This is a genomic window from Pseudidiomarina fusca (assembly GCF_032227045.1).
Taxonomy (GTDB): Bacteria; Pseudomonadota; Gammaproteobacteria; order Enterobacterales; family Alteromonadaceae; genus Pseudidiomarina; species Pseudidiomarina fusca.
The window spans coordinates 335,869-358,529 of record NZ_JANFPJ010000001.1; the positions used below are offsets into that span (position 1 = coordinate 335,869).

Sequence of the window (22,661 nt, forward strand, 5' to 3'; positions counted from 1 at the left end):
CTTTCTTAGTTAATCATCTAAAGCAGTAATAATCTGTTCTCGTAACTGTTGCTTTTGTTCGTGAGTCAGCGCTTGGTTGCGGCGTGAGGTAACGATAAAAAGGTCTTCAGCTTGTTCGCCAACGGTGGTGATTTTAGCGGCCAAGATATTTAAATCTAGTGTTTGCATAACTTTTGCTACGCGCGCAACTAGGCCGGGTCGGTCGAGCGCAACTAGCTCAAACGCTGTACGGCGTGGATTGCGTTCACTGACAAAATCAACTTTGGTAACCACATTAAAATTGCGCAAGCGCCGGGGCAATCGACGTTGGCCGCTAGGTACTGGCTGGCGTTTGCGCAGCACATCGTGTAATTGTTGTTTCAACGACTCAATATGGCGGCTATCGGTTAATGGTTGGCCATCATGTTGTAACACCACAAAGGTATCCATCACATAACCATCCCGAGTAGCTAAGATTTGGGCGTCGTGGATGCTTAAATTTTGGCTATCAAGCACGGCAGCAACTGCGGCAAAAAGGTGTTCATGTTCCAAATGATAAATGAACAATTCGGTGGTGCCTTGATTGTTCTCGTCACCTAACAAAATGAGAGGTAACTGTTCATCGGACTGCACCAACAAGATGTGCTGTGAATGCCAGGCAATTTGTTCTGGTTGATGACGTAAAAAATAGTCCGCGGTAAAACGTCCCCACAACTCTTGGATTGCTTGCGCTTGAAATCCTGCACTAAGTAGCAGCCCCATAGCATGGGCTTGATGCTGGTGAATGCGGTGACGCATTTCGGTGGCTGCATTAGGTTTATTTTGCGCTAAAAATTGTTTGGTTGCGTGATATAGATTCTCTAGTAGGGTTGCTTTCCAGTTGTTCCACAAGGTGCTATTGGTGGCACGAATATCGGCTACTGTAAGACAATACAAATAATCTAAACGGGTACTGGTTTGCACCACTTCAGCAAATTGTTTCACCACCTCAGGATCATGGATATCACGCTTCTGCGCAGTTACAGACATCAACAAATGATGGCGAACCAACCATGCTACTAGGGCTCCATCATCAGGCGGGAGCTCGTGTTGTTGGGCGAAATTTAGAGCGTCGCGCTCACCTAATTCTGAGTGATCACCGCCACGCCCTTTGGCAATATCATGAAAAATAGCCGCTAAAAATAATAGCTCTGGCTTATCCATAGCCGCCATTCGTTCTGCACATAAAGGAAATTTATGTTGATACTCTGCATCACGATAGCGATGGATATTTCTCACCAAGCGATAGGTGTGTTCATCAACAGTATAGGCGTGAAATAAATCAAACTGCATTTGCCCGACAATTTGTTGCCAAGGTGGCAAATAATGCGCCATCAACTGATGTTGATGCATCAGTCGAAAGGCAGTTCCAGCGCCATGTGGATGGCGTAATAGTGCTAGGAACAACTGGCGACATTGAGGGTCGCTGCTTAGCGGTTGGCGCAATTGCGTTCGCGCATGCCGAAGCAAGCGTACCGTATGAGCTTGAATATGAGTAATACTTGGATGGTTGGCGATCACTAATAAAAATTCAAGTAAATGCCAAGGGGTATTAAATACGTGATCCTCGATAGCAGCGATACTTTGTCCAATTTGCTCAAACATGGGTTCAGGCTTAGTAACGCCTTGCTGCTGAGCCTTCTCTTGAGCCCATCGAGAGCAGGGTAAAGGTTGTCGCTGTAATTGCGCATGACTAGCTAAGATATCCTGCTCAAAAAACTGCAAGAGCATATTGTTGAGCTCATTAACCCCGACGACAGCGTTAAAGTAGTCTTTCATCATGGCTTCAACACTGCGTTTGCCTGGCTCACCATATCCTAGCCGTGCTGCCACCCCAGGTTGATAGTCGAACAGTAATCGATCTTCAGCTTTGCCTGCCTCTAAATGCAAGGCAAAACGGATGCGGGCTAGTAAGTCGTGGTACTCGCGTAGCTCTAGAAGTTCTGCCGCCGTAATGTAGCCATGCTGTACTAAGCTCTCATCGGATTGGGTTTGAAAATGGCGTTTAGCGATCCAACCAATGGTTTGAATATCACGCAACCCACCTGGGCTACTTTTAACATTAGGCTCGAGATTATAAGAAGTGCCATGATAGTGCTGATGACGACTTTGTTGTTCAGCGAGTTTGGCTTGATAAAAAGCGCGACTAGTCCACGGAAATTGCTGTTGAATAAGCAGATTAAATTGCTGTGCGATAGGCTCATCGCCAGCGATCAAGCGCTGCTCTAACAGGCTGGTTGCAACGGTAACATCAGCTTCTGCTTGAGCAAGACACTCGGCGGTGTTACGCACACTGTGGCCAACTTCTAAGCGCAGATCCCATAGTAATTGAATGAGTTCACGTACGGCTTGCTGTTGGGCATCCGTCAAAGGTGATTGGTACAGAATAAGTAGGTCGATATCAGAATAGGGGTGCAACACTCCGCGACCATACCCGCCTACCGCGAATAGACACAATTGATCACTGGCGAGCCCAAATTGCTGCCAAAGCTGCTGTAGCATTGCATCCATAAATTGGCTGCGATGCTGTAGCAAAAAATCAATGTCGGCAGTAATGAAAGCTTCAGCTGACCAATGTTGGTAGCGTTCTAAGCAATCACGCCCGCTGGCAAGAGTAATAGTGGCGGGCCACTGAGGTGCTGGTGCAGGCGTCATCGCTGTTTCTCGTGTTAGGTTATTGCCAATCTTATTTAGTTGGCATGTTTGATCACTCGGGGGAGGTCTTCATCACTGCGCAAGGTCAATACTTCAACTCCATCCTCGGTAACCAGCAAGGTGTGTTCCCACTGTGCACTTAAACTGCGATCTTTAGTGAGTACTGTCCAGCCGTCACGCATCAATTTGGTGTGGCGTTTACCCGCATTCACCATAGGTTCAATGGTAAAGCACATGCCTGGTTGTAAAACATCACCCGTACCGGCGGTACCATAGTGCAAGATTTGTGGTTCTTCATGAAACACGGCGCCAATACCATGGCCGCAGTACTCACGCACAATAGAATAACCATGCTGCTCGGCATGTTTTTGAATGACTGCAGCGAAATCACCTGTCCGCAGACCAGGTTTCACCATGTGAATGGCTTGATAGAGACATTCTTGCGTCACGCGCATCAAGCGCTCTGCCAAAATACTTGGTTTACCTATCACAAACATCTTTGAGGTATCACCATGATAGCCATCTAACTTGACGGTGACATCTAAGTTCATGATGTCGCCGTCTTTGAGAGGCTTCTCGTTTGGAATACCATGGCACACCACATGATTCAGTGAGGTGCATACCGATTTCGGAAAGCCATGATAGTTTAGCGGAGCTGGAATTGCCCCATGCGCAATGATGTAGTCGTGGCAAATTTGATCGATTTCTGCGGTGGTTACCCCGGCTTTGATGTGGGGTTCAATCATTTCTAATACGGCTGCTGCCAAACGACCTGCAGCGCGCATTTTTTCGATTTCTTCAGGGGTTTTAATTGAAATGCTCATGCTCATGTTTCAGTTAGCAAATGTGGACGATATTCTAGCAGTTTGTAGCGCTTCGGTGAAGCCTAAAACAGCCCTTAAATTGTTGCTAAATGGGGCTGCTTATGGTATAAAGCGCCCGCAATTTCAAATTGCATAACCATTAACTTAAACACACACATACATCGACACATAGCTCGGGGTGCTCGATGCAGCGATAAGACGATAGCTGCGGATGAGTCGAACTATGGGATGTATGGAGGCATAACCCCTTACAAAGGAAAATAATCATGGCAAACGTGTCTATGCGTGACATGCTGAAAGCTGGTGTACACTTCGGTCACCAAACTCGCTTCTGGAACCCAAAAATGAAGCCGTTCATTTTTGGCGCTCGTAACAAGATTCATATCATCAACTTAGAAAAAACTGTGCCTATGTTCAACGACGCGTTGAACTTTTTACAGCACGTTGCTAGCAACAAAGGCAAAGTGTTGTTTGTTGGTACCAAGCGCGCTGCTTCTGAATCAGTACAAGAAGCCGCGATTAGCTGCAAACAGTTTTACGTAAATCACCGTTGGTTAGGTGGTATGTTGACGAACTGGAAAACCGTACGTCAATCAATCAAGCGTTTAAAAGAGCTTGAAACCATGAGCCAAGACGGTACTTTCGACAAGTTGACCAAAAAAGAAGCGTTGGTTAACACCCGTGAAATGGAAAAACTAGAGAAGAGCTTAGGCGGTATTAAAGATATGGCTGGCTTGCCAGACGTATTGTTTGTTATCGATGCAGATCACGAACACATCGCGATCAAAGAAGCTAACAACCTAGGTATTCCAGTTATTTCTGTGGTTGATACCAACTCAAACCCTGATGGCGTTGATTATGTCATTCCAGGTAACGACGACGCGATTCGTGCAGTACAACTGTACTTGAACGCTGCTGCAGCTGCTATCAACGATGCTCGTGGCGTTGTTGTTGAAGGTTCTGCAGACGATTTCGTTGAAGCTGAAACTGAATAATTTTAAGTCATCTGATTAGAGGACAAGTACATGGCTATTACAGCAGCTCTGGTTAAAGAACTGCGCGAGCGCACTGGCGCTGGCATGATGGATTGCAAAAAAGCATTGGAAGAGACCGGCGGCGATATCGAAGCGGCGATCGAAAACATGCGTAAAAGTGGTCAAGCGAAAGCTGCTAAAAAAGCAGGTCGCGTAGCCGCTGAAGGTGTAATCCTGACCAAAACTGAAGGCAACACCGGTACTTTGGTTGAGCTTAACTGCGAAACTGACTTCGTTGCACGTGACGAAAGCTTCTTAGCTTTCGGTGACAAAGTTATCAACGCGGCTTTTGCTAATAAAGAAACTGATGTTGATGCGCTTAAGGCTACAGCAATCGAAGGCGGCACCGTAGAAGAAGTACGTGAAGCTTTAGTTGCTAAGATTGGCGAAAACATGAACGTTCGCCGCGTGATGACCATCTCTGGTGCTGACGTGGTAGAAAGCTATGTTCACGGCGGCCGTATTGGTGTACTAGTTGCACTTACTGGTGGCGACAATGAGTTAGCTAAAGACATCGCTATGCATGTTGCAGCCAGCGCTCCACAGTTTGTGAAGCCTGAAGATGTATCAGCAGAAGTGGTTGAGAAAGAGCGCGCAATTCAACTAGATATCGCAATGCAAAGTGGTAAGCCACAAGACATCGCTGAGAAAATGGTTGAAGGTCGTATGCGTAAGTTCACTGGCGAGATCAGCTTAACTGGTCAGGCGTTCGTGAAAGATCCAGCGATTACTGTTGCTGATTTGCTGAAATCTAAAGGTGCCGACGTAGTTACTTTCGTACGTTACGAAGTAGGTGAAGGCATTGAGAAGAAATCAGAAGATTTCGCAGCTGAAGTACAAGCACAAATGGCAGCAGCAGCGAACAAGGCGTAATGCTAAGTTCTGTGGCTAAACTGCTAAGTTGTTAATGAAAACCGCATCATGGTTGGCATGATGCGGTTTTTTTATGAGTAACCTAGTTTGGTTGATAAACTAGATTCAGAATATCCAGTTAAAGTAGCAAAAAGCGCTGGACCTAAGGCTGGAATAGCACAACAATAAACACCAATAAGATGGCTGATGAGTAGTACCTAGGCCTATCTCGCAGCTAACTTTAAGTATCTGTTAGTATAACGACCTGAACATGGAGCGAACCTATGACACCAAGTAGCAAACCGAGCTATCGCCGCGTTTTATTAAAATTGAGCGGTGAAGCCTTAATGGGAGATGAGTCTTTTGGTATTGATGCCAAAGTACTTGATCGCATGGCTCAGGAAATTAAAGAATTAGTAGAGCTTGGGGTGCAAGTTGGCTTGGTCATTGGTGGTGGCAACCTATTTCGTGGTGAAGGTTTAGCAAAGGCCGGAATGAATCGAGTTGTGGGCGACCACATGGGTATGTTAGCAACCGTAATGAATGGTTTAGCAATGCGTGATGCGTTGCATCGTGCTTTTGTTAATGCTCGCCTAATGTCGGCAATAGAGCTTAACGGTGTGTGCGATAGCTACAACTGGGCCGATGCTATTAGTTTGCTCAAGTCTGGCCGTGTGGTGATTTTCTCTGCGGGTACCGGTAATCCATTCTTTACTACAGACTCGGCCGCTTGTTTACGAGGTATTGAGATCGAAGCAGATTTAGTGCTTAAAGGAACTAAAGTGGATGGTGTCTACTCGGCAGACCCGGTTAAAGACCCCAATGCGCAACTGTACCGCCAGATCAGTTACGATGAAGTGCTACAAAAACAACTTAAAGTAATGGATTTAGCGGCATTTACGCTAGCCCGTGACCACAATCTTCCTATTCGTGTCTTTAATATGAATAAGCCAGGTGCATTAAGAGCCGTGATTATGGGCGAAGAAGAAGGTACACTTATTGCTAGTGAAAGCATGCTTAACCCCGCATAATCAAGCGTACGAGCAAGACATAAGGAAACTACAACGTGATTAATGACATTAAGCAAGACGCTAAACAGCGTATGGAAAAAAGCGTAGATGCGCTACGTTCACAAATTTCAAAAGTGCGCACTGGGCGTGCTCATCCAAGTATTTTAGATGGTGTGATGGTACCTTACTACGGGGTAGATACTCCGTTAAAGCAATTGGCAAACATCACGGTAGAAGATTCACGTACGTTAGCTTTGACAGTGTTTGATAAGTCATCAGCAGGTGCGGTTGAAAAAGCCATCATGACCTCAGATTTAGGCCTAAACCCAGCTTCTGCTGGTACTGTCATTCGGGTGCCATTACCACCGTTAACCGAAGAGCGTCGTCGCGATTTAGTTAAAGTGGTTCGTAATGAAGCAGAGCAAGGGCGAGTTGCCATTCGTAACATTCGTCGTGATGCTAACAGCGATTTGAAAGACCTACTTAAAGAAAAAGAAATTAGCGAAGACGAAGAACGTCGCGCTACTGAAGAAATTCAAAAGTTGACAGATACTTATATCGCTAAAATTGATGAAGCCTTAGCGGAAAAAGAAAAAGATCTGATGGAAGTTTAAACTGTTGTTTCTATTCCACATTGGTGGAAAGCGCCGTGTCAGGTATACTCACACGGCGTTTTTTCTTGTATGGCGTTATTTATGACAATCACGGACGTTTCGAGTATTCAAATGCCTAAGCACGTGGCAATCATCATGGATGGTAACGGGCGTTGGGCGAAGTTGCGCGGCAAACACCGCACCTTTGGCCATAAAGCTGGGGCTGAAGCGGTGCGGCAAGCGGTGCAGTTTGCACGTAAAAAAGGTATTCAATCGTTAACTTTGTTTGCCTTCAGTAGTGAAAACTGGAATCGCCCGCAACAAGAGGTTTCAGTGTTAATGGAACTCTTTATGACGGTACTAAAACGTGAAGTAAAGAAGTTACATAAACATAATGTACGCCTACGTATTATTGGCGACAAAAGTGCGTTTAGTGAGCGGTTACAGAAACAAATGGCGACAGCAGAAGCCATGACCGCAAATAATACCGCTTTGAATTTAAATATTGCAGCCAACTATGGCGGCCGTTGGGATATTACTGCGGCGGCAAGACAATTGGCGAGTAAGGTGCGTGATGGTGAATTGGATGCTGAGCAAATCACAACTGATTTATTAGCTGAGCAGTTACAATTAGCAGACCAACCTGAGCCAGATTTATTAATAAGAACAGGTGGCGAACACCGAATTAGCAATTTTCTGCTATGGCAATTAGCTTATGCGGAATTTTATTTTAGCCAAGTATTGTGGCCCGACTTTGATGATAAAGAATTTGCAGCAGCAATCGCTGACTTTAGTTGTCGCGAGCGTCGCTTTGGTATGACCAGCGAGCAACTGCAACGGGCTATTTTAGATACTGATGTGACAACCGGGGACAACCTTGCTTAAACAACGTTTACTGACTGCGCTGGTGCTTATACCTGTCGCCCTTTATGCGGTGTTTGCACTGCCATTAACAGGCTTTGCTGTGGCGGTGCTGATATTGATGACAGCTGGGGCGTGGGAATGGGCGCCATTGATGGGGGTCACCAAACGCCTAGGTCGTATCGCTTATACGCTCAGCGTGAGTGTTATTCTGGCGGCCTTGATGTGGTGGGTGCCGGTTGATCAAGTATGGCAGCAAGGCGAGTTAGCGCAGCCACTATACATCCTGATCGTGCTGGGCTGTGCTTGGTGGGTGTTGGCTTTAGTGTTGATATTAAATTATCCACGTAGTCGGCGAGTGTGGTCGCGTACGCGCTCTATCGTGGGCGTATTTGGTTGGTTAACACTGGTGCCTGCTTGGGCTGGCATGCTGGCTATTCGCTCTTTGAATTATGCTGAGCAGCCGTTGTTTGGCGGCTTTGCTGTACTGTTTGTATTGTTACTGGTATGGGCCGCCGATGTTGGAGCCTATTTTGCTGGGGTTCGTTATGGGCGCAATAAACTGATGCCAGCGGTCAGCCCAGGTAAAACCATGGAAGGGCTTCTAGGTGGTATCACCTTGGCTTTTGTGGTGATGATGGTAGTAGCCCATTGGTTAAAGGTACCTGCCGAGCAATTCGCTGGTTACTATCTAGCTGGATTAGTCACTGTCGTTGCATCGGTGTTTGGTGATTTAAACGAAAGCATGTTTAAGCGCTGTGCAGGAGTAAAAGACAGCGGTAGTTTGTTGCCAGGGCACGGTGGTATTTTAGATCGCATTGATAGTTTAACAGCTGCGTTACCCGTCTTTGCTTTAGCTTACTTATTGTTATTGGCCTAGTATGCAATCTATTACGATTTTAGGTGCCACAGGCTCGATTGGTAAAAGTACCTTAGCTGTTATCAGCGAGCATCCACAACGGTTTAATCTCTTTGCGGTGACCGCACATGCTAATGTCGCGGAGATGCTGAGTATTTGTGCACGTTTTAACCCAACCTACGCGGTTATGGTCGATGAGCAGGCTGGTATAGCGCTACGGCAGCAGCTGTTAGAACAACGTAGCAGCACGGCAGTACTTATCGGCCCTGCAGCCTTGCTTGATGTTGCTTCAGCTAGTGAAGTAGATACGGTGATGGCAGCTATTGTAGGTGCCGCCGGGCTATTGCCAACCTTGGCAGCGGTTAACGCGGGCAAACGTATTTTGTTGGCTAACAAAGAAGCCTTAGTGATGTCAGGGCAGCTGTTTATGGACGCTGTAGCTCGTTCTGGCGCAGAGTTGCTGCCCATCGATAGCGAACATAATGCAATCTTTCAGTGTTTGCCGACAGCAGCACAACAAGCTTTAGGTCAAGCTGATTTAGCCGCTCATGGGGTCAGTAAAATCTTGCTTACCGGCTCAGGTGGCCCCTTTAGAGAGCTACCCTTAGCGGAATTAGCCCAACAAACCCCAGCTGCAGCCTGTGCCCATCCCAATTGGAGCATGGGGCAGAAGATTTCTGTAGACTCCGCCACCATGCTTAACAAAGGGTTAGAGTATATTGAAGCGCGCTGGTTGTTTAATTGTCAACGCGAGCAATTAGAAGTGGTGGTACATCCTCAGAGTGTTATTCATTCCATGGTAAGTTTTACCGACGGTTCAGTGATTGCACAACTAGGACAGCCGGATATGCGTACGCCAATTGCTTATGGTTTAAGTTATCCTACACGTATCAGCAGCGGTGTTGCAGCACTTGATTTCTCCCAATTAAGCCAATTAACGTTCAGTACTGCCGAGGCCGCTCGTTATCCTTGTTTAGCCTTGGCTATTGAGGCTTGCTGGCAAGGGCAAGCCGCCACCACCATGCTTAATGCAGCAAACGAAATCGCAGTTGAAGCCTTCTTAGGTACTCAAATTGGCTTTACCGCTATTGCTGAGATTTGTGATAGGGTATTGAACGAAATAGCAGTGATTCCGGTTAGCTCAATTGACGATGTCATTGCCATAGATCAACAAGCGCGACAGGTTGCCCAGCGTTGGGTGGAGCATTATCGGTTATGTTAACAGTGGTTTGGTCGTTAGCAGCGTTTGTAGTAACGCTGGGTATCTTAGTTACTTTCCATGAATTTGGACATTTTTGGGTTGCACGACGTTGTGGGGTGAAAGTCTTAACCTTTTCGGTGGGGTTTGGTAAGCCACTATGGCAGCGGCAGGCTGCTGACGGTACTGTTTATCAAATCGGTGCTATTCCACTAGGTGGCTATGTACGAATGCTTGATGGGCGCGTTGATGAGGTGCCAGAGCACCAGCGTCATTTAAGTTTCAATGCTAAATCAGTACCACAACGAGCTGCCATTATAGCTGCAGGGCCATTAGCTAATTTCATCTTAGCTATCGTGGTGTTGTGGGTGATGTTTTTGCTGGGTGTGCAATCGGTCAAGCCCATCATTGGTGATGTACGTGAGCAGTCAATTGCAAGCCAAGCATCAATTCCGGTGCCAAGTGAAATTATTGCAGTTGATGGTCGCCGTACGGAAGATTGGCAACAAGTTAATTTAGCCTTCGCTAGTGCTTTAGGGCAGCAACAGGTGACTCTAACACTGCAAGATGAGCGCTTGCGCGAGCGAGACTATGTATTGGATATTGCGGATTGGCGATTATCTGACCAACAAACGCCAACCTTTGTTGATTTAGGTTTGCAGCCGTACCAGCAACGTGTATCGTTAGTACTGAGTTATGTGGCAGAAGAATCACCTGCAGCACAAGCTGATTTGCGCGTTGGTGATAAAATTGTCGAGTTTGATGGAACTCCTGTAGTAGATTGGTCTCAAACCAGACAGCTGATTATGAGTTCGGCCGGGCAGCAAGTAATCCTAAGCGTTGAGCGCAATGGGCAACTACTCGCGTTACCGGTTACCATAGGCAGCCGCGAACTAGAACAAGAAAGTATTGGTTTTCTAGGAGTAGAGCCGACCGTTGCACCTTATCCCGAAGAATATCGGTTTGTGCAACAGTATGGTTTCATAGATGGATTAATAAAAGGCACCGAACGAACCTGGGAGCTCATTGTACTCAGTGTAAAAATGCTGGGTAAATTGGTTACCGGAGTAGTGTCAGTAAGCAACCTGAGCGGTCCAGTTGCGATCGCAGAGGGGGCAGGGACTTCGGCCAGTTATGGTCTGGTCTACTTTTTAGGGTTTCTTGCGCTTATTAGCGTTAACCTTGGGGTGATAAACTTAGTGCCATTACCCGTTTTAGACGGTGGGCACTTAGTCTTTCTTGCAGTAGAAGGAGTACGCGGTAAGCCCGTCTCTGAACGCGTGCAAGAAGTTTTTTACCGCATCGGTGGCGCGCTTATATTCGCGTTAATGGCAATTGCTATCAGTAATGATATTCTGCGATTGTCGCAATGAAACGACATGTACAACACAACAATTAAGTAGCACAGAATGACGTTGAAACAGCTGTTCTTGAGCGCCCTGGTAGCAGCGGCGGCTCTTCCTGCACATACTGCATACGCACAAAGTGCAACCCAAGGTTCTGAACCCAATGCTTCCGAGCAGAGTGCCAACAAAAATACCGAAACATTTGTCGTTGAAGATATCCGTGTAAGAGGATTACAACGAGTGGCCCTAGGTGCCGCGCTAACTTATATTCCTATTCGTTTAGGTGACACTGTTGATGCGAACGCAGTTCGTAACAGTATCCGCTCTCTTTATTCATCCACCCACTTTGATTACATTGAAGCGAAACGCGAAAATAACACGCTTATTTTTGAGGTGGTGGAGCGCCCAACCATCAGCTCGATAGAGTTTGAGGGAAACAAAGATATCAAGGATGAGCAGCTCACTCAGAGTCTTACTGATAGCGGGATTGTCGAGGGCGAGCAACTAGATCGTACCGTCATCGCAAGCATCGAAACAGGCCTTGAAGATTTCTTTCATAGTGTAGGTAAATACAACGCTAAGGTTGATGTAGAACTGGTAGAGCTTACCCGTAATCGAGTAAGCGTGCGGTTGAACTTTGATGAAGGCGAATCGGCCGAAATTAAACAAATCAATTTAGTGGGTAATAAAAGTTTTACTGATGAAGAGATACTCAATCAATTTGAGTTGAAAGACAGCTTGCCTTGGTGGAATTTTATCGGTGAAAACCGTTATCAAAAGCAACAGTTATCAGGCGATTTAGAAGCACTAGAGAGTTTCTACAAAAACCGTGGTTATTTGGGCTTTCAGGTTAAGTCCGTTCAAGTAACGTTAACGCCAGATCGTAAAGGCGTGTATATCACCATGAACCTTGAAGAAGGTGAGGTATACAGCATTAACGAAGTACGAGTGATTGGTGACTTGAAAGGCCATGATGAGATGGTTGAAGCTTTCACCACCATCAAATCAGGTACGACTTATAATGCAGCACAAATAACCGCCCTAGAAGAGGCTATTGCTCGTTTCTATGGTCGTTTCGGCTATGCGTATCCTGAAGTTCGCGCTATTCCTGAAATTCAAGAGGGTAGCAACGAAGTTGACTTGATTTTCTCCGTCAACCCTGGCAAACGCGTCTACGTGAATAGAATTAACTTTATCGGTAACAATGTAACTGCGGATCAAGTTTTACGCCGAGAGATGCGTCAACTTGAAGGGGCTCCACTTAATGAGGCCCAAGTAGAGCAAAGTAAGGTTCGGTTAGAGCGTTTAGGCTTTTTTGAAACCGTAGAAACCAATACTACCAAAGTAGATGGTAGTGATGAGCGTGTAGATATTGATTTTGTGGTTAAAGAGCAGCCGTCAGGTTCATTTAACTTTAGCTTTGGTTACGGTGACTACTCAGGTCTACAAATCGGTGTTGGTGCGTCGCAAGAAAACTTCTTGGGCTCGGGTAACCGCGCTGCGATCAACGTAAACACTAATAAATATAATCGTACTGCAAGTGTTGCTTATACCGACCGCTACTTTACTAAAGATGGCGTGAGCTTAACCGGTAGCGTGTACATGAGCGAGTTTGATGCTGGTAAGTTAGATAACTACATTCGCTACAACAAGAAGCAATACGGTATTAGCGCTAACGTGGGCTTCCCCATTAGCGAAATCCAAAGTTTAAGCTTTGGTGCAACCTATCGTAGCGAAGAAATTAATGATGTTGAAAGTTACGAGCAGATCACGCGGTTTTATAAACCATATGTTGACAAACGTACTCCAAACGATGGGGTGGCTTTTGACATCTACGAACTTACCGCAGCTTGGAACCGTGTGACTTTAAACCGTGGTATGTTCCCGACAGCTGGGTCATCTAACTCGGTGTCAGTTGGCATATCGGCGCCTTTGAGCGATGTTAATTACTTCCGTGTAAACTACGATTATCGCCAGTATTTCCCATTAACTGATACTCATAGTTTTGTGTTTATGACCCGGATGCGGTTAGGCTATGGTAACGGTTATGGTAAAGATGATAACGGTAACGAATATCTGTATCCATTCTATGAGAACTTCCGCGTTGGTGGACGCGATAATTTACGCGGTTTTGAAGCTAACACCATTGGTCCGAAAGCAGTCTATCGTTATACTCAATCCATTCCTGGCTTGCCGCCGGTAGATGGTGGTCCAGTAACGAGTCCGCTGCCCGAATACACGGATACCTTGGCTGTAAGCCAATACTCGGTGGGCGGTAATGCATTGTTCGTGGGTGGATTAGAATTAATTGTACCAACACCGTTTATTTCTGAAGAGAATAAGAATACAGTTCGTACAAGTTTCTACGTAGATGTGGGTAACGTATGGGATACCGAGTTTAATTACGACGATTATGCCAAATTGCAGCTTAATCCTAACTCGTACCCATTAGAGGATTTTAGTAAGCCTAACTCGTTCCGCGCATCTGCAGGTATTTCTGTGCAGTGGATTTCACCGATGGGGCCGTTGACCTTCTCTTTAGGGCGCCCACTGAAGTCAGAAGATGGTGATAAAACCCAGGTCTTCAGCTTTAATATCGGTACCACCTTCTAATTTGAAAAATTATAAAATATATCAAGGAGTTTTATTGTGAATACTTTAATGAAAACAGGTGTTGCAGCAGCGTTACTAGCTACCGCAGTTTTTGCTAATGCAGCAGAAGCACAACAGAAAGTTGGCGTGATTAACGTGCAAGAAGTATTGCAGAACCTGCCACAAGCTCGTGAACTTGAAACCCAAGTTCAAACTGAGTTTAAGAGCCGTATTGACGAAGTTTCTAAACTTGAAAATCAAATGCGCGAGCTACAAGAAAAAGCGCAACGTGATGCATCTATCATGTCTAATCAAGAACGCTTGAACATGCAGCGTGAAATGGAGATGTTAGAAACCACCTATCAGCTTAAAGTAAAAGCGGTACGTGAAGATATGGGTCGTCGTCAAAACGAATTACGCGACCAACTATTGATGGATATCATGCGCAACACTCAAGACGTAGCTACTGCGCAACAGTTTGATCTTGTTCTGCAGCGTTCAGCGTTAGCTTATGCTACTGAAGCATCTGACCTCACTGATGCTGTGATTAAAAAAATGACTGGTGGCAACTAAGGCTATGACGAATCAGACATTGCTGTTACAGCAATTGGCTGAGGCGATTGAAGCTGAAGTACACGGTGATGGTGAAATCACCATCACTGGTGTCGCAACCCTTGCCTCGGCTAAGCCGGGGCAAATTGCCTTTTTAGCCAATGAAAAATATCGCTCGCAGCTAGACACTACCCAAGCCAGTGCCGTGATTGTGGCACCTAATGTGGAGTTACCAGCTGGTTTGGCGGCCCTGCGTACCCGTAATCCTTATGCTGGCTTTGCTAAAGTAGCGCAACTTTTAGATACCACACCAAAACCAGCTGACCATATTCATGCCTCTGCACAAATTCATCCAACCGCAAAGATTGGAGCAAATGTTGCTATTGGTGCTAACACCGTTATCGCTGAGCATGCGGTTATCGCAGATGATGTGGTGATTGGCGTGGGCTGCTATATTGGACCAAGAGTTGAAATTGGTCGGGCAACCCAATTATGGCAACACGTGGTGGTTTACCATGGCTGTGTGATTGGGGAGCATTGTCTCGTGCATGCAGGCACCATCATAGGTGCTGACGGTTTTGGCTGGGCCAATGAGCAGGGTAAATGGGTTAAGATCCCGCAACTAGGACGTGTAGTTATCGGTAACCGGGTAGATATTGGCGCTAGCACTACCATCGATCGCGGTGCGCTAGACGACACTATTATTAGTGATGGCTGTATTATCGATAATCAGTGCCAAATAGCGCACAATGTATTTATTGATGAAGACACAGCCATTGCAGGTTGTACTGTGTTGGCAGGGAGCTGCCGCATTGGTAAGCGTTGCTTAATTGGCGGTGCAACAGCCATCAATGGCCACATTGAAATTTGTGATGACGTGCAAATAAGTGGCTTCTCGATGGTGATTAAAGGTATTTCTGAGCCCGGCGTTTACGCCTCGGGTATCCCTGCTGCGCCTCATCGCGAGTGGCGCCGGAACGGTGCTCGTTACCGTCAACTTGACGAGCTCTTTCAGCGGGTGAAGAAGTTAGAAAATCAGCTAGCTAGTGCTAGCGAGTAAGAGGACCTTGTTTTGTCAGCAGATGGCGCTTTTGATATTAAAGAAATTTTAAGCTTGTTACCGCATCGGTATCCTTTTTTGTTGGTTGATAAAGTATTAGCTTGTGACCATCAAACTCGGATTCATGCGGTAAAAAACGTGAGTGTTAACGAGCCGATATTTACTGGACACTTTCCTGAAAATCCAATTTTTCCTGGGGTACTTATTTTAGAAGCCTTAGCCCAAGCGGCTGGATTACTTGGATTTAAGATAACGGCAAGCACGCCGGGCGCAAAAGATCTATACTTATTTGCTGGGGTGGATAACGCTCGTTTTAAAAAGCAGGTTCTGCCTGGTGACACTATGCATCTGCATGTTACCTTTGAGAAAGAACGCCGCGGTATTTGGGTGTTTAAAGGACGCGCCGAAGTTGACGGTGAGTTAGCCTGTAGTTGCGATATTATTTGTGCAAGAAGAGAAGTTTAAGTGATTCATTCGACTGCGATTGTTGATAAAAGTGCAAAGCTTGGGACCAATGTAGAAATTGGCCCTTACAGTATTATTGGTGCCGATGTAGAGATAGGTGATGGCACTGTGATTGGGCCCCATGTGGTAGTTAAAGGGCCAACCACTCTTGGTAAAAACAATCGCATTTTTCAATTCTCTTCGGTTGGTGAAGACTGCCAAGATAAAAAATATGCGGGCGAGCCAACTCGCTTAGTGATAGGTGATAACAACATTATTCGCGAATGTGTGACCATCCATCGCGGCACGGTGCAAGATCAAGGGTTAACCCAAATTGGTGATGACAATCTCTTAATGGCGTACGTTCATGTTGCTCATGATTGCATGGTTGGTGATCATGTTATTTTAGCTAATAACACCTCGTTAGCAGGCCATGTTCATGTGGGTGACTGGGCCATTTTAGGTGGCTTTACTGGAGTTCATCAGTTTTGCCATATTGGGGCCCATGCTTTTACCGCAGTAAATTCTGTGGTGGTGCAGGATGTTCCGCCCTACGTGATGGCGCAGGGTCACAATGCTGTTCCTCGTACCATTAATAGCGAAGGATTAAAACGGCGTGGTTTCACCAGTGAACAAATTTTGAATATCAAACGTGCCTTTAAACTACTGTATCGACAGGGGCTCACCGTCACCGAGGCGGTTTCCCAGATGCAAGAATTGAATGCGGCAGAATTAGGTCCACTTATTGAATTTGTGCAACAAAGCCGCCGTGGCATTATTCGCTAACCTAATCAGCATGTTTCGATGATGAGTGAAATGGAAGTGACACAGTCAGCTCCTCTAATTGCAGTGATAGCAGGTGAGCATTCGGGCGATTTATTAGGTGCCGGAATGCTTGCAGAGTTGCGCGTTAAGTATCCTAACGCTGAATTTATTGGGGTAGGTGGTCCGTTAATGCAAGCGCAAGGGCTCACCAGTTTAGTACCCATGGATGATTTAGCTGTGATGGGAATCGCAGAAGTTCTGGGGCGTCTATGGACCCTACTAAAGCATCGCAAACTGCTGGTTCAGACCATGTTAGCACGACGCCCAGACGTGTTTATTGGGATTGACGCCCCTGATTTTAATCTCCCTATAGCTAAACAGTTAAAGCGCCACGGCATCGCCACTGTACATTATGTTAGCCCAAGTGTTTGGGCGTGGCGCCAAGGGCGAATTAAAGGAATTAAAGCGGCGGTAGACCATGTTTTGTGCCTTTTACCGTTTGAAAAGCAGTTTTATGATCAGCACCAGTTAGCTGCTACTTTTGTTGGTCATCCACTTGCTGATAGTATTGCGCTGCATTCGGATAAGCAGCAAGCAAGAGCCGATTTAGATTTGCCTGAGCAAACTCGCATTATCGGGTTGCTACCAGGTAGTCGGAAAGGTGAGATAGCCAGATTAGGGCCACTGTTTTTGCAAACTGCGCAGCAGTTGCAGGAGCAACATCCGAATTGGTTGTTCATTGCTCCGATGATAAGTTCTGCGCGAGCCGAACAATTTAGTCAGCTCATTGCTCGTTATTCACCACAGTTACGCATCCAACTGATTGATGGCCAAGCCCGTACCGCCATGGCGGCTGCTGACGGCTTGTTACTCACCTCAGGCACAGTCACCCTTGAAGCCATGCTTATTAAGCGTCCGATGGTGGTGGCCTATCGGTTTAATTGGTTAAGTTATCAGTTAATTAAACGCTTATTTAAAGCTAAGTATTTTAGCCTACCAAATCTCTTGGCGGATCAAGCTTTGGTCCCTGAGTTTGCTCAACAACAAGCAACCGTAGATAACTTAGCGCAAGCACTAGAGCGGCAGTTAGATCCTGCCAATCAAGCTATGTTGGCGCAAGAATTTACCCAGTTGCATCAACAGTTACAACAGCGGGCAAATCAAATCAGTGCTGCTGTGGTAGCAGATTTAATAGCACAGTCCCCCAAATACCTTTCTAATAAATAGAAAGGTTTGCTGATTAAATTCCGATTATTATTCGATTAGTTGCCAGCTATACTTACTCCGTTATTAACTGTTAAAGCGGAGGATAAGCAGATGGGCTTATTAGTAGATGGAAGATGGCAAGATAAGTGGTACGACACTGATAGCCATGAAGGCGCTTTCGAGCGCAGTGCAGCGCTATTTAGAAATTGGATCAGTAACGATCAGGATGCTGAATTTAAACCCGAGTCAGGTCGCTACCACTTATACGTATCCTACGCTTGTCCGTGGGCACATCGAACCTTAATCTTTCGAAAGTTAAAGGGCTTAGAAGATCATATTAGCGTATCTGCGGTGCATCCATTGATGCTTGAAAATGGTTGGGAATTTAGCTCACAAGGGTTTGGCGATAATCCGTCCGAATCTTTACAAGATCCTTTATATCAACATAACTACCTGTATCAATTGTATCTACAAGCTAACCCGAACTACAGTGGTAGAGTCACAGTGCCGGTATTGTGGGATAAGCAACGTAAAACGATAGTCAGTAATGAGTCTGCGGATATTATTCGGATGTTTAACTCTGCGTTTAATGAACTCACAGGAAATCAAGTAGATTTTTATCCAGATGAGTTAGCTGAGCCGATTGATAGCATCAATGAACGGGTCTACGATCGTATCAACAATGGCGTGTATAAATGTGGTTTTGCGACTAAGGCTCCCGCATACCAGCGTGCTTACCGAGAGCTTTTTGATGAACTTGATACGGTCGAGGGCATTTTAGCGCAACAACCTTTTCTAGCTGGTGACCAAATTACGGAAGCCGATTGGCGTTTGTTTACCACCTTAATTAGATTTGATGCTGTGTATTACAGTCACTTTAAAACTAACCGGCAGCGGCTTATTGATTATCCTAATCTGTGGGATTATGTGCGGCAACTTTATCAAGTACCAGGGATTGCCGAGACGGTCTTAATGGATCATATCAAAACGCATTACTACAGCAGTCATACCATGATCAATCCAACGGGCATTGTGCCTGAAGGTCCGGAATTAGACTTTAATCAACCACATTCACGTGGTTCTGTGTTAGGAGCTTAACTATGGCGCACGTTATTACAGGTCGTTACCGCGGTATCCCAGCTCAAGACGGAGCCGGAGTTAAACTAACGCGGGTGATTAATCAGCCGCAACTACGGCATCAGGATCCTTTTTTAATGTTGGATGAGTTTCGTTCTGATAATCCCAATGATTATATTGCGGGATTTCCGCCGCATCCGCATCGTGGCTTTGTTACCCTCACTTACATGTTAGCAGGGCGGATGGAGCACAAGGATTCAAATGGCAACACAGGCGTGGTTGAAGCCGGCGGAGCCCAATGGATGAAGGCAGCACGCGGGATCATTCACGCCGAAATGCCAAAGCAAGAAGACGGCCTGATGTGGGGCTTTCAGTTATGGCTTAATCTACCCGCAGCACGTAAAATGGAGGCGGCTGATTGGGCTGATTACCCGCAACATAAGCTGGGCCTAATCGAGCGAGATAACTATGAAATTCGCGTGATTGCAGGTTCATATGAAGATGCTGTAGGGCCCATTCAACAGCCGGAGCAAGAATTTTTGATGCTGGATGTACGCCTACAGCCGAAAGCGGAATTAGAGTTATCCTCGCAGCAGCAACAGACTCGACTCTTGTATGTCTACCAAGGGCAAGTTAGTCTGAATGGCTCGCAGCTAGAGCGCGGTGAGTTGGTCCGCTTGAATGCCACTGATAATCTACAGTTGCAGAGCTCTGAGTTAGCGGGTGTTGTTCTCTTAGCGGGCCACCCCATTGGTGAACCTATCAGCCAATATGGGCCTTTCGTGATGAATTCGCCGGCCGAAATTGAACAAGCGATTCGAGATTACCAAGCTGGACGTTTAACTGGTTAAGCTAGTATTGCCCGGCTATTGCTAAGGAGTAGAAAGCAAGATGATGCGAGTGATTGTACCTAACGCTGCGGGCGAACCCGAGATGATTCACCAGCAACGGCCCCAAGCTGGCGCCAACGAGGTGGTGATCAAGGTTGCCTACAGTGGCATGAACCGTGCTGATGTGATGCAGCTTGCAGGGCATTATCCACCGCCAGCTGGTGCTTCAGAGGTGTTGGGGTTGGAAGTTAGTGGCTGGATTGCTGAAGTTGGAGCTGATGTTCAGCACTTTCAGCGTGGTCAATCGGTGTGCGCATTACTTAGTGGCGGCGGTTATGCAGAGTATGTGGCGGTTGCTGCTAATCAAGTGCTGCCTCTACCAACGGGGATGCAATTACCAGCGGCTGCTGGTATCTGTGAGGTTTTTGCGACCGCTTACTATAATTTATACATGTTAGCCGCGGCGCAGCCAGGCGAGCATATTTTATTACATGCCGGTGCCAGCGCAGTGGGGCAGGCAGGATTGCAACTAGCCCGCGAGTTTGGTAACCCGACGTTTGTTACTGTTAGCAGTCAAGCAAAGTTAGACCATTGTAAAGGTCTGGGGGCGGCACAAGGCTGGTTGCGCGGTGCTGGAGATTTTACCGAGGCGGTAAAAGCTTGGGGGGGCGCTGATATTATTTTAGACCCGGTGGTTGGTGATTATTTACCAGCCAATCAACGAGTGCTGCGTCAAGATGGTCGATTAGTGGTGATAGGGCTTATGGGCGGACGTTTGGCAGAGTTAGATGCCGCAAGGCTATTGATGAAACGCCAGCGGCTTATTGGCAGCACTATAAGAAATCAGCCCAATCAAGTGAAAGCAAGAATTATGGCCGCCTTGTTTGACCACGTATGGCCGCTATTTGAAGCAGAAAAACTAACCGCCAATATTGATTCGATACTTCCTGTGGCACAGGTAGGCGAAGCCATCCAACGACTTAAGCATAATGACACTATGGGTAAGTTGGTGTTGGTTTGGTAGTTAATAATTGTTTGATGAAACCAGAAAGGAAAGTGGTGGAGGGGGCAGGATTCGAACCTGCGAAGGCTGAGCCGTCAGATTTACAGTCTGATCCCTTTGACCGCTCGGGAACCCCTCCACACGAGCGCTGCATGATAGCAGATTGAGCCTGCGTGTAAACCGTTAATAGGGTAAAATCTCGATACCTGTCTACAAATGAGCCTTAGTATTCATGATTCCAGCCGCAACAGAAGAACTAATAGAACAATTTTTAGACCGTTTATGGTTGCAGCAGGGCATTAGTAAACACACACGTGCAGCTTATCGCTCAGATATCGTGAATTGCTATAAATTTGTCCGCTCTCGGCAGCGCAAAGATTTACTCACGTTGAGCGCTGTCGATCTCGAAGACTTTCTGTTGTGGCGACGCCAGCAAGGTTTTTCACCACGTAGCACTTCTCGTCTGCTGAGCGCTTTGAAGAAATTTTTTCAGTGGGCGGTGCAGCAGCAGCTATGTAGCACCGACCCCACTGCAAAGTTACAGCGTCCAAAGCAACCTCAGGCTATCCCGCACAGTCTCTCAGAGCTTGAGGTCGAAGACCTGTTAAATGCTCCTGATACGAGTGATGTGATTCAACTGCGCGATAAAGCCATGCTAGAAATACTCTATGCTACTGGCTTGAGGGTAACCGAATTGGTACAGTTAAATGTCGACCAAATAAGCCTACAGCAAGAGCTAGTAAGAGTGATAGGTAAAGGTAACAAAGAGCGTTTAGTGCCGCTTGGAGAAGTTGCGCTAGAGTGGTTGCAACGTTATTTTACTGAAGCTCGTCCACTTCTTTGTAAACAACCTCACGATTGGGTTTTTGTTACGCGCAGAGGAGGACCATTAACGCGGCAGGCATTTTGGTATCGAATTAAGTATTATGCACAACAAGCAGAGATTAGGTCGCATTTATCGCCACATACGTTACGCCATGCGTTTGCAACCCATTTACTTAATCACGGAGCTGACTTGCGCGTGTTGCAAATGTTACTGGGCCATAGTGACTTATCTACCACCCAAATTTATACGCATGTAGCACGCGAGCGATTGCAACAACTACATGCAACACATCATCCACGAGCTTAATATTTATGAAATTATCTTTTTCTTTGGTAAAACAGCTAGCTGTTCCTGTTGTTGCTGCGGCTTTAATAGCCTGTCAACCCGCTTCTAAAGCTACGTTAGCTGATGGTCAAGAGACCGAATTTAACACGGCCTATCTGGAGCAAATGGGGTTTGTTGTAGAGTCTTATCAAGCAGCACCCATGGGGGGACTAATCGAGGTCATTACCAATCAAGGATTGGTTTATACCAATGCCGATGGGAGCCAATTAATTAGTGGTCGTATTTATGATATTACCGCTGCTGAGCCAGTTAACTTGAGTGATTTGTCACTCAATGCCATGCGCCAACGCGATGTGGCCGCATGGGCTGATTCCACCATAGAATATGCAGCACCGGACGTTAAACATGTGGTGTACGTTTTTACCGATCCTAGTTGTGGTTATTGCCGGCAGTTGCATGAGCGACTTGAAGACTATCTAGCCTTGGGGATTAGTGTACGTTATTTGGCTTGGCCACGGACTGGTTTAACCGGCTCCGCGGCAAAGTTGTTGGAACAAGCTTGGTGTGCAGACGATCAGCGCCAAGCGTTAACGGCGATTAAACAAGATCAAGCTTTGCCCGCAGCTAATTGCGAGGCGCCGATTGCCGATCACTATGCTCTAGGACACAAATTTGGCGTGCGTGGCACACCAGCTTTTGTGCTGCCATCTGGGCAATTAGTGCCAGGGTTGTTGCCGCCACAGCAATTATTAGCGGAGCTAGAACGTTAAG

At 46.4% G+C, this 22,661-nt stretch carries 21 protein-coding genes and 1 tRNA gene; 19 read left to right on the plus strand and 3 right to left on the minus strand.

Features of this window, described 5'->3' with window-relative positions:
- Window positions 1-9: 9 nt before the first annotated feature.
- Both glnD and map read right to left on the minus strand, forming a co-directional pair.
- Window positions 10-2,673 (minus strand): [protein-PII] uridylyltransferase, encoded by a 2,664-nt coding sequence (gene glnD / locus NOG12_RS01565; protein ID WP_313932228.1) that lies wholly within the window; start codon window positions 2,671-2,673, stop codon window positions 10-12.
- A 35-nt stretch (window positions 2,674-2,708) separates the two neighbouring features.
- Complete coding sequence (map, locus tag NOG12_RS01570) at window positions 2,709-3,497, minus strand: type I methionyl aminopeptidase (RefSeq protein ID WP_153826119.1); 789 nt, start codon at window positions 3,495-3,497, stop codon at window positions 2,709-2,711.
- 266 nt (window positions 3,498-3,763) lie between these two features.
- Here map and rpsB point away from each other — a divergent pair, with 266 nt between their 5' ends.
- The 17 genes from rpsB to NOG12_RS01655 all read left to right on the plus strand — a co-directional run bounded on the left by rpsB (window position 3,764) and on the right by NOG12_RS01655 (window position 20,800).
- Window positions 3,764-4,492, plus strand: coding sequence for a 30S ribosomal protein S2 (gene rpsB / locus NOG12_RS01575; protein WP_110075235.1), 729 nt, complete (start codon window positions 3,764-3,766; stop codon window positions 4,490-4,492).
- Window positions 4,493-4,522: 30 nt separating this feature from the next.
- A complete protein-coding gene (gene tsf, locus NOG12_RS01580; RefSeq protein WP_110075234.1) occupies window positions 4,523-5,404 on the plus strand; it encodes a translation elongation factor Ts in 882 nt (293 codons plus the stop codon).
- Between the two features lie 263 nt (window positions 5,405-5,667).
- The gene (gene pyrH / locus NOG12_RS01585) at window positions 5,668-6,414 is read left to right on the plus strand and encodes a UMP kinase (RefSeq protein ID WP_153826120.1); all 747 of its coding nucleotides are present in this window, start codon (window positions 5,668-5,670) and stop codon (window positions 6,412-6,414) included.
- Window positions 6,415-6,485: 71 nt separating this feature from the next.
- Window positions 6,486-7,007, plus strand: coding sequence for a ribosome recycling factor (gene frr, locus NOG12_RS01590; RefSeq protein ID WP_153826139.1), 522 nt, complete (start codon window positions 6,486-6,488; stop codon window positions 7,005-7,007).
- An 81-nt stretch (window positions 7,008-7,088) separates the two neighbouring features.
- Window positions 7,089-7,871, plus strand: coding sequence for a polyprenyl diphosphate synthase (gene uppS / locus NOG12_RS01595; RefSeq protein WP_202912495.1), 783 nt, complete (start codon window positions 7,089-7,091; stop codon window positions 7,869-7,871).
- Window positions 7,864-8,727: a phosphatidate cytidylyltransferase gene (locus NOG12_RS01600; RefSeq protein ID WP_153826121.1), complete on the plus strand. Its 864-nt coding sequence runs from the start codon at window positions 7,864-7,866 to the stop codon at window positions 8,725-8,727. The genes uppS and NOG12_RS01600 overlap by 8 nt, the downstream gene beginning before the upstream one ends.
- Window position 8,728: 1 nt before the next feature.
- Window positions 8,729-9,928: a 1-deoxy-D-xylulose-5-phosphate reductoisomerase gene (gene ispC / locus NOG12_RS01605; RefSeq protein ID WP_313932229.1), complete on the plus strand. Its 1,200-nt coding sequence runs from the start codon at window positions 8,729-8,731 to the stop codon at window positions 9,926-9,928.
- The gene (rseP, locus tag NOG12_RS01610) at window positions 9,922-11,277 is read left to right on the plus strand and encodes a sigma E protease regulator RseP (protein ID WP_313932230.1); all 1,356 of its coding nucleotides are present in this window, start codon (window positions 9,922-9,924) and stop codon (window positions 11,275-11,277) included. Before ispC ends, rseP begins: the two co-directional genes overlap by 7 nt.
- A 36-nt stretch (window positions 11,278-11,313) precedes the next feature.
- The gene (bamA, locus tag NOG12_RS01615) at window positions 11,314-13,863 is read left to right on the plus strand and encodes an outer membrane protein assembly factor BamA (RefSeq protein WP_110075227.1); all 2,550 of its coding nucleotides are present in this window, start codon (window positions 11,314-11,316) and stop codon (window positions 13,861-13,863) included.
- Window positions 13,864-13,899: 36 nt separating this feature from the next.
- Window positions 13,900-14,415, plus strand: a complete 516-nt coding sequence (locus tag NOG12_RS01620) for an OmpH/Skp family outer membrane protein (protein ID WP_153826124.1) — start codon at window positions 13,900-13,902, stop codon at window positions 14,413-14,415.
- Between the two features lie 4 nt (window positions 14,416-14,419).
- Entirely contained in the window at window positions 14,420-15,454 is a 1,035-nt protein-coding gene (gene lpxD, locus NOG12_RS01625) for a UDP-3-O-(3-hydroxymyristoyl)glucosamine N-acyltransferase (RefSeq protein WP_110075225.1), read from the plus strand.
- Between the two features lie 12 nt (window positions 15,455-15,466).
- Window positions 15,467-15,919, plus strand: a complete 453-nt coding sequence (gene fabZ, locus NOG12_RS01630) for a 3-hydroxyacyl-ACP dehydratase FabZ (protein ID WP_110075224.1) — start codon at window positions 15,467-15,469, stop codon at window positions 15,917-15,919.
- The gene (gene lpxA, locus NOG12_RS01635; protein ID WP_313932231.1) at window positions 15,920-16,684 is read left to right on the plus strand and encodes an acyl-ACP--UDP-N-acetylglucosamine O-acyltransferase; all 765 of its coding nucleotides are present in this window, start codon (window positions 15,920-15,922) and stop codon (window positions 16,682-16,684) included. It begins immediately after the preceding gene.
- Between the two features lie 18 nt (window positions 16,685-16,702).
- Window positions 16,703-17,890 (plus strand): lipid-A-disaccharide synthase, encoded by a 1,188-nt coding sequence (gene lpxB, locus NOG12_RS01640; protein ID WP_313932232.1) that lies wholly within the window; start codon window positions 16,703-16,705, stop codon window positions 17,888-17,890.
- Window positions 17,891-17,980: 90 nt separating this feature from the next.
- The gene (locus tag NOG12_RS01645; protein ID WP_153826126.1) at window positions 17,981-18,967 is read left to right on the plus strand and encodes a glutathione S-transferase family protein; all 987 of its coding nucleotides are present in this window, start codon (window positions 17,981-17,983) and stop codon (window positions 18,965-18,967) included.
- A 2-nt stretch (window positions 18,968-18,969) separates the two neighbouring features.
- Window positions 18,970-19,797 carry a pirin family protein gene (locus NOG12_RS01650; protein ID WP_313932233.1) on the plus strand — a complete coding sequence of 276 codons (828 nt, stop codon included), beginning with the start codon at window positions 18,970-18,972 and terminating at the stop codon, window positions 19,795-19,797.
- A 40-nt stretch (window positions 19,798-19,837) separates the two neighbouring features.
- Complete coding sequence (locus tag NOG12_RS01655) at window positions 19,838-20,800, plus strand: NAD(P)H-quinone oxidoreductase (RefSeq protein WP_313932234.1); 963 nt, start codon at window positions 19,838-19,840, stop codon at window positions 20,798-20,800.
- A gap of 33 nt (window positions 20,801-20,833) precedes the next feature.
- Here NOG12_RS01655 and NOG12_RS01660 read toward each other — a convergent pair.
- Window positions 20,834-20,918, minus strand: a tRNA-Tyr gene (locus tag NOG12_RS01660).
- Window positions 20,919-21,011: 93 nt separating this feature from the next.
- Here NOG12_RS01660 and xerD point away from each other — a divergent pair.
- Both xerD and NOG12_RS01670 read left to right on the plus strand, forming a co-directional pair.
- Window positions 21,012-21,911 carry a site-specific tyrosine recombinase XerD gene (gene xerD, locus NOG12_RS01665; RefSeq protein ID WP_313932235.1) on the plus strand — a complete coding sequence of 300 codons (900 nt, stop codon included), beginning with the start codon at window positions 21,012-21,014 and terminating at the stop codon, window positions 21,909-21,911.
- A 5-nt stretch (window positions 21,912-21,916) separates the two neighbouring features.
- Window positions 21,917-22,660 carry a thioredoxin fold domain-containing protein gene (locus NOG12_RS01670; RefSeq protein WP_153826128.1) on the plus strand — a complete coding sequence of 248 codons (744 nt, stop codon included), beginning with the start codon at window positions 21,917-21,919 and terminating at the stop codon, window positions 22,658-22,660.
- Window position 22,661: the final 1 nt, after the last annotated feature.

Bases quoted from the DNA above. Each gene is read 5' to 3' on its own strand.
- glnD (WP_313932228.1), bottom strand. From the start codon at position 2,673: ATGACGCCTGCACCAGCACCTCAGTGGCCCGCCACTATTACTCTTGCC.
- map (WP_153826119.1), bottom strand. From the start codon at position 3,497: ATGAGCATTTCAATTAAAACCCCTGAAGAAATCGAAAAAATGCGCGCT.
- rpsB (WP_110075235.1), top strand. From the start codon at position 3,764: ATGGCAAACGTGTCTATGCGTGACATGCTGAAAGCTGGTGTACACTTC.
- tsf (WP_110075234.1), top strand. From the start codon at position 4,523: ATGGCTATTACAGCAGCTCTGGTTAAAGAACTGCGCGAGCGCACTGGC.
- pyrH (WP_153826120.1), top strand. From the start codon at position 5,668: ATGACACCAAGTAGCAAACCGAGCTATCGCCGCGTTTTATTAAAATTG.
- frr (WP_153826139.1), top strand. From the start codon at position 6,486: ATGGAAAAAAGCGTAGATGCGCTACGTTCACAAATTTCAAAAGTGCGC.
- uppS (WP_202912495.1), top strand. From the start codon at position 7,089: ATGACAATCACGGACGTTTCGAGTATTCAAATGCCTAAGCACGTGGCA.
- ispC (WP_313932229.1), top strand. From the start codon at position 8,729: ATGCAATCTATTACGATTTTAGGTGCCACAGGCTCGATTGGTAAAAGT.
- rseP (WP_313932230.1), top strand. From the start codon at position 9,922: ATGTTAACAGTGGTTTGGTCGTTAGCAGCGTTTGTAGTAACGCTGGGT.
- bamA (WP_110075227.1), top strand. From the start codon at position 11,314: ATGACGTTGAAACAGCTGTTCTTGAGCGCCCTGGTAGCAGCGGCGGCT.
- lpxD (WP_110075225.1), top strand. From the start codon at position 14,420: ATGACGAATCAGACATTGCTGTTACAGCAATTGGCTGAGGCGATTGAA.
- lpxB (WP_313932232.1), top strand. From the start codon at position 16,703: ATGATGAGTGAAATGGAAGTGACACAGTCAGCTCCTCTAATTGCAGTG.
- NOG12_RS01645 (WP_153826126.1), top strand. From the start codon at position 17,981: ATGGGCTTATTAGTAGATGGAAGATGGCAAGATAAGTGGTACGACACT.
- NOG12_RS01650 (WP_313932233.1), top strand. From the start codon at position 18,970: ATGGCGCACGTTATTACAGGTCGTTACCGCGGTATCCCAGCTCAAGAC.
- NOG12_RS01655 (WP_313932234.1), top strand. From the start codon at position 19,838: ATGATGCGAGTGATTGTACCTAACGCTGCGGGCGAACCCGAGATGATT.
- xerD (WP_313932235.1), top strand. From the start codon at position 21,012: ATGATTCCAGCCGCAACAGAAGAACTAATAGAACAATTTTTAGACCGT.
- NOG12_RS01670 (WP_153826128.1), top strand. From the start codon at position 21,917: ATGAAATTATCTTTTTCTTTGGTAAAACAGCTAGCTGTTCCTGTTGTT.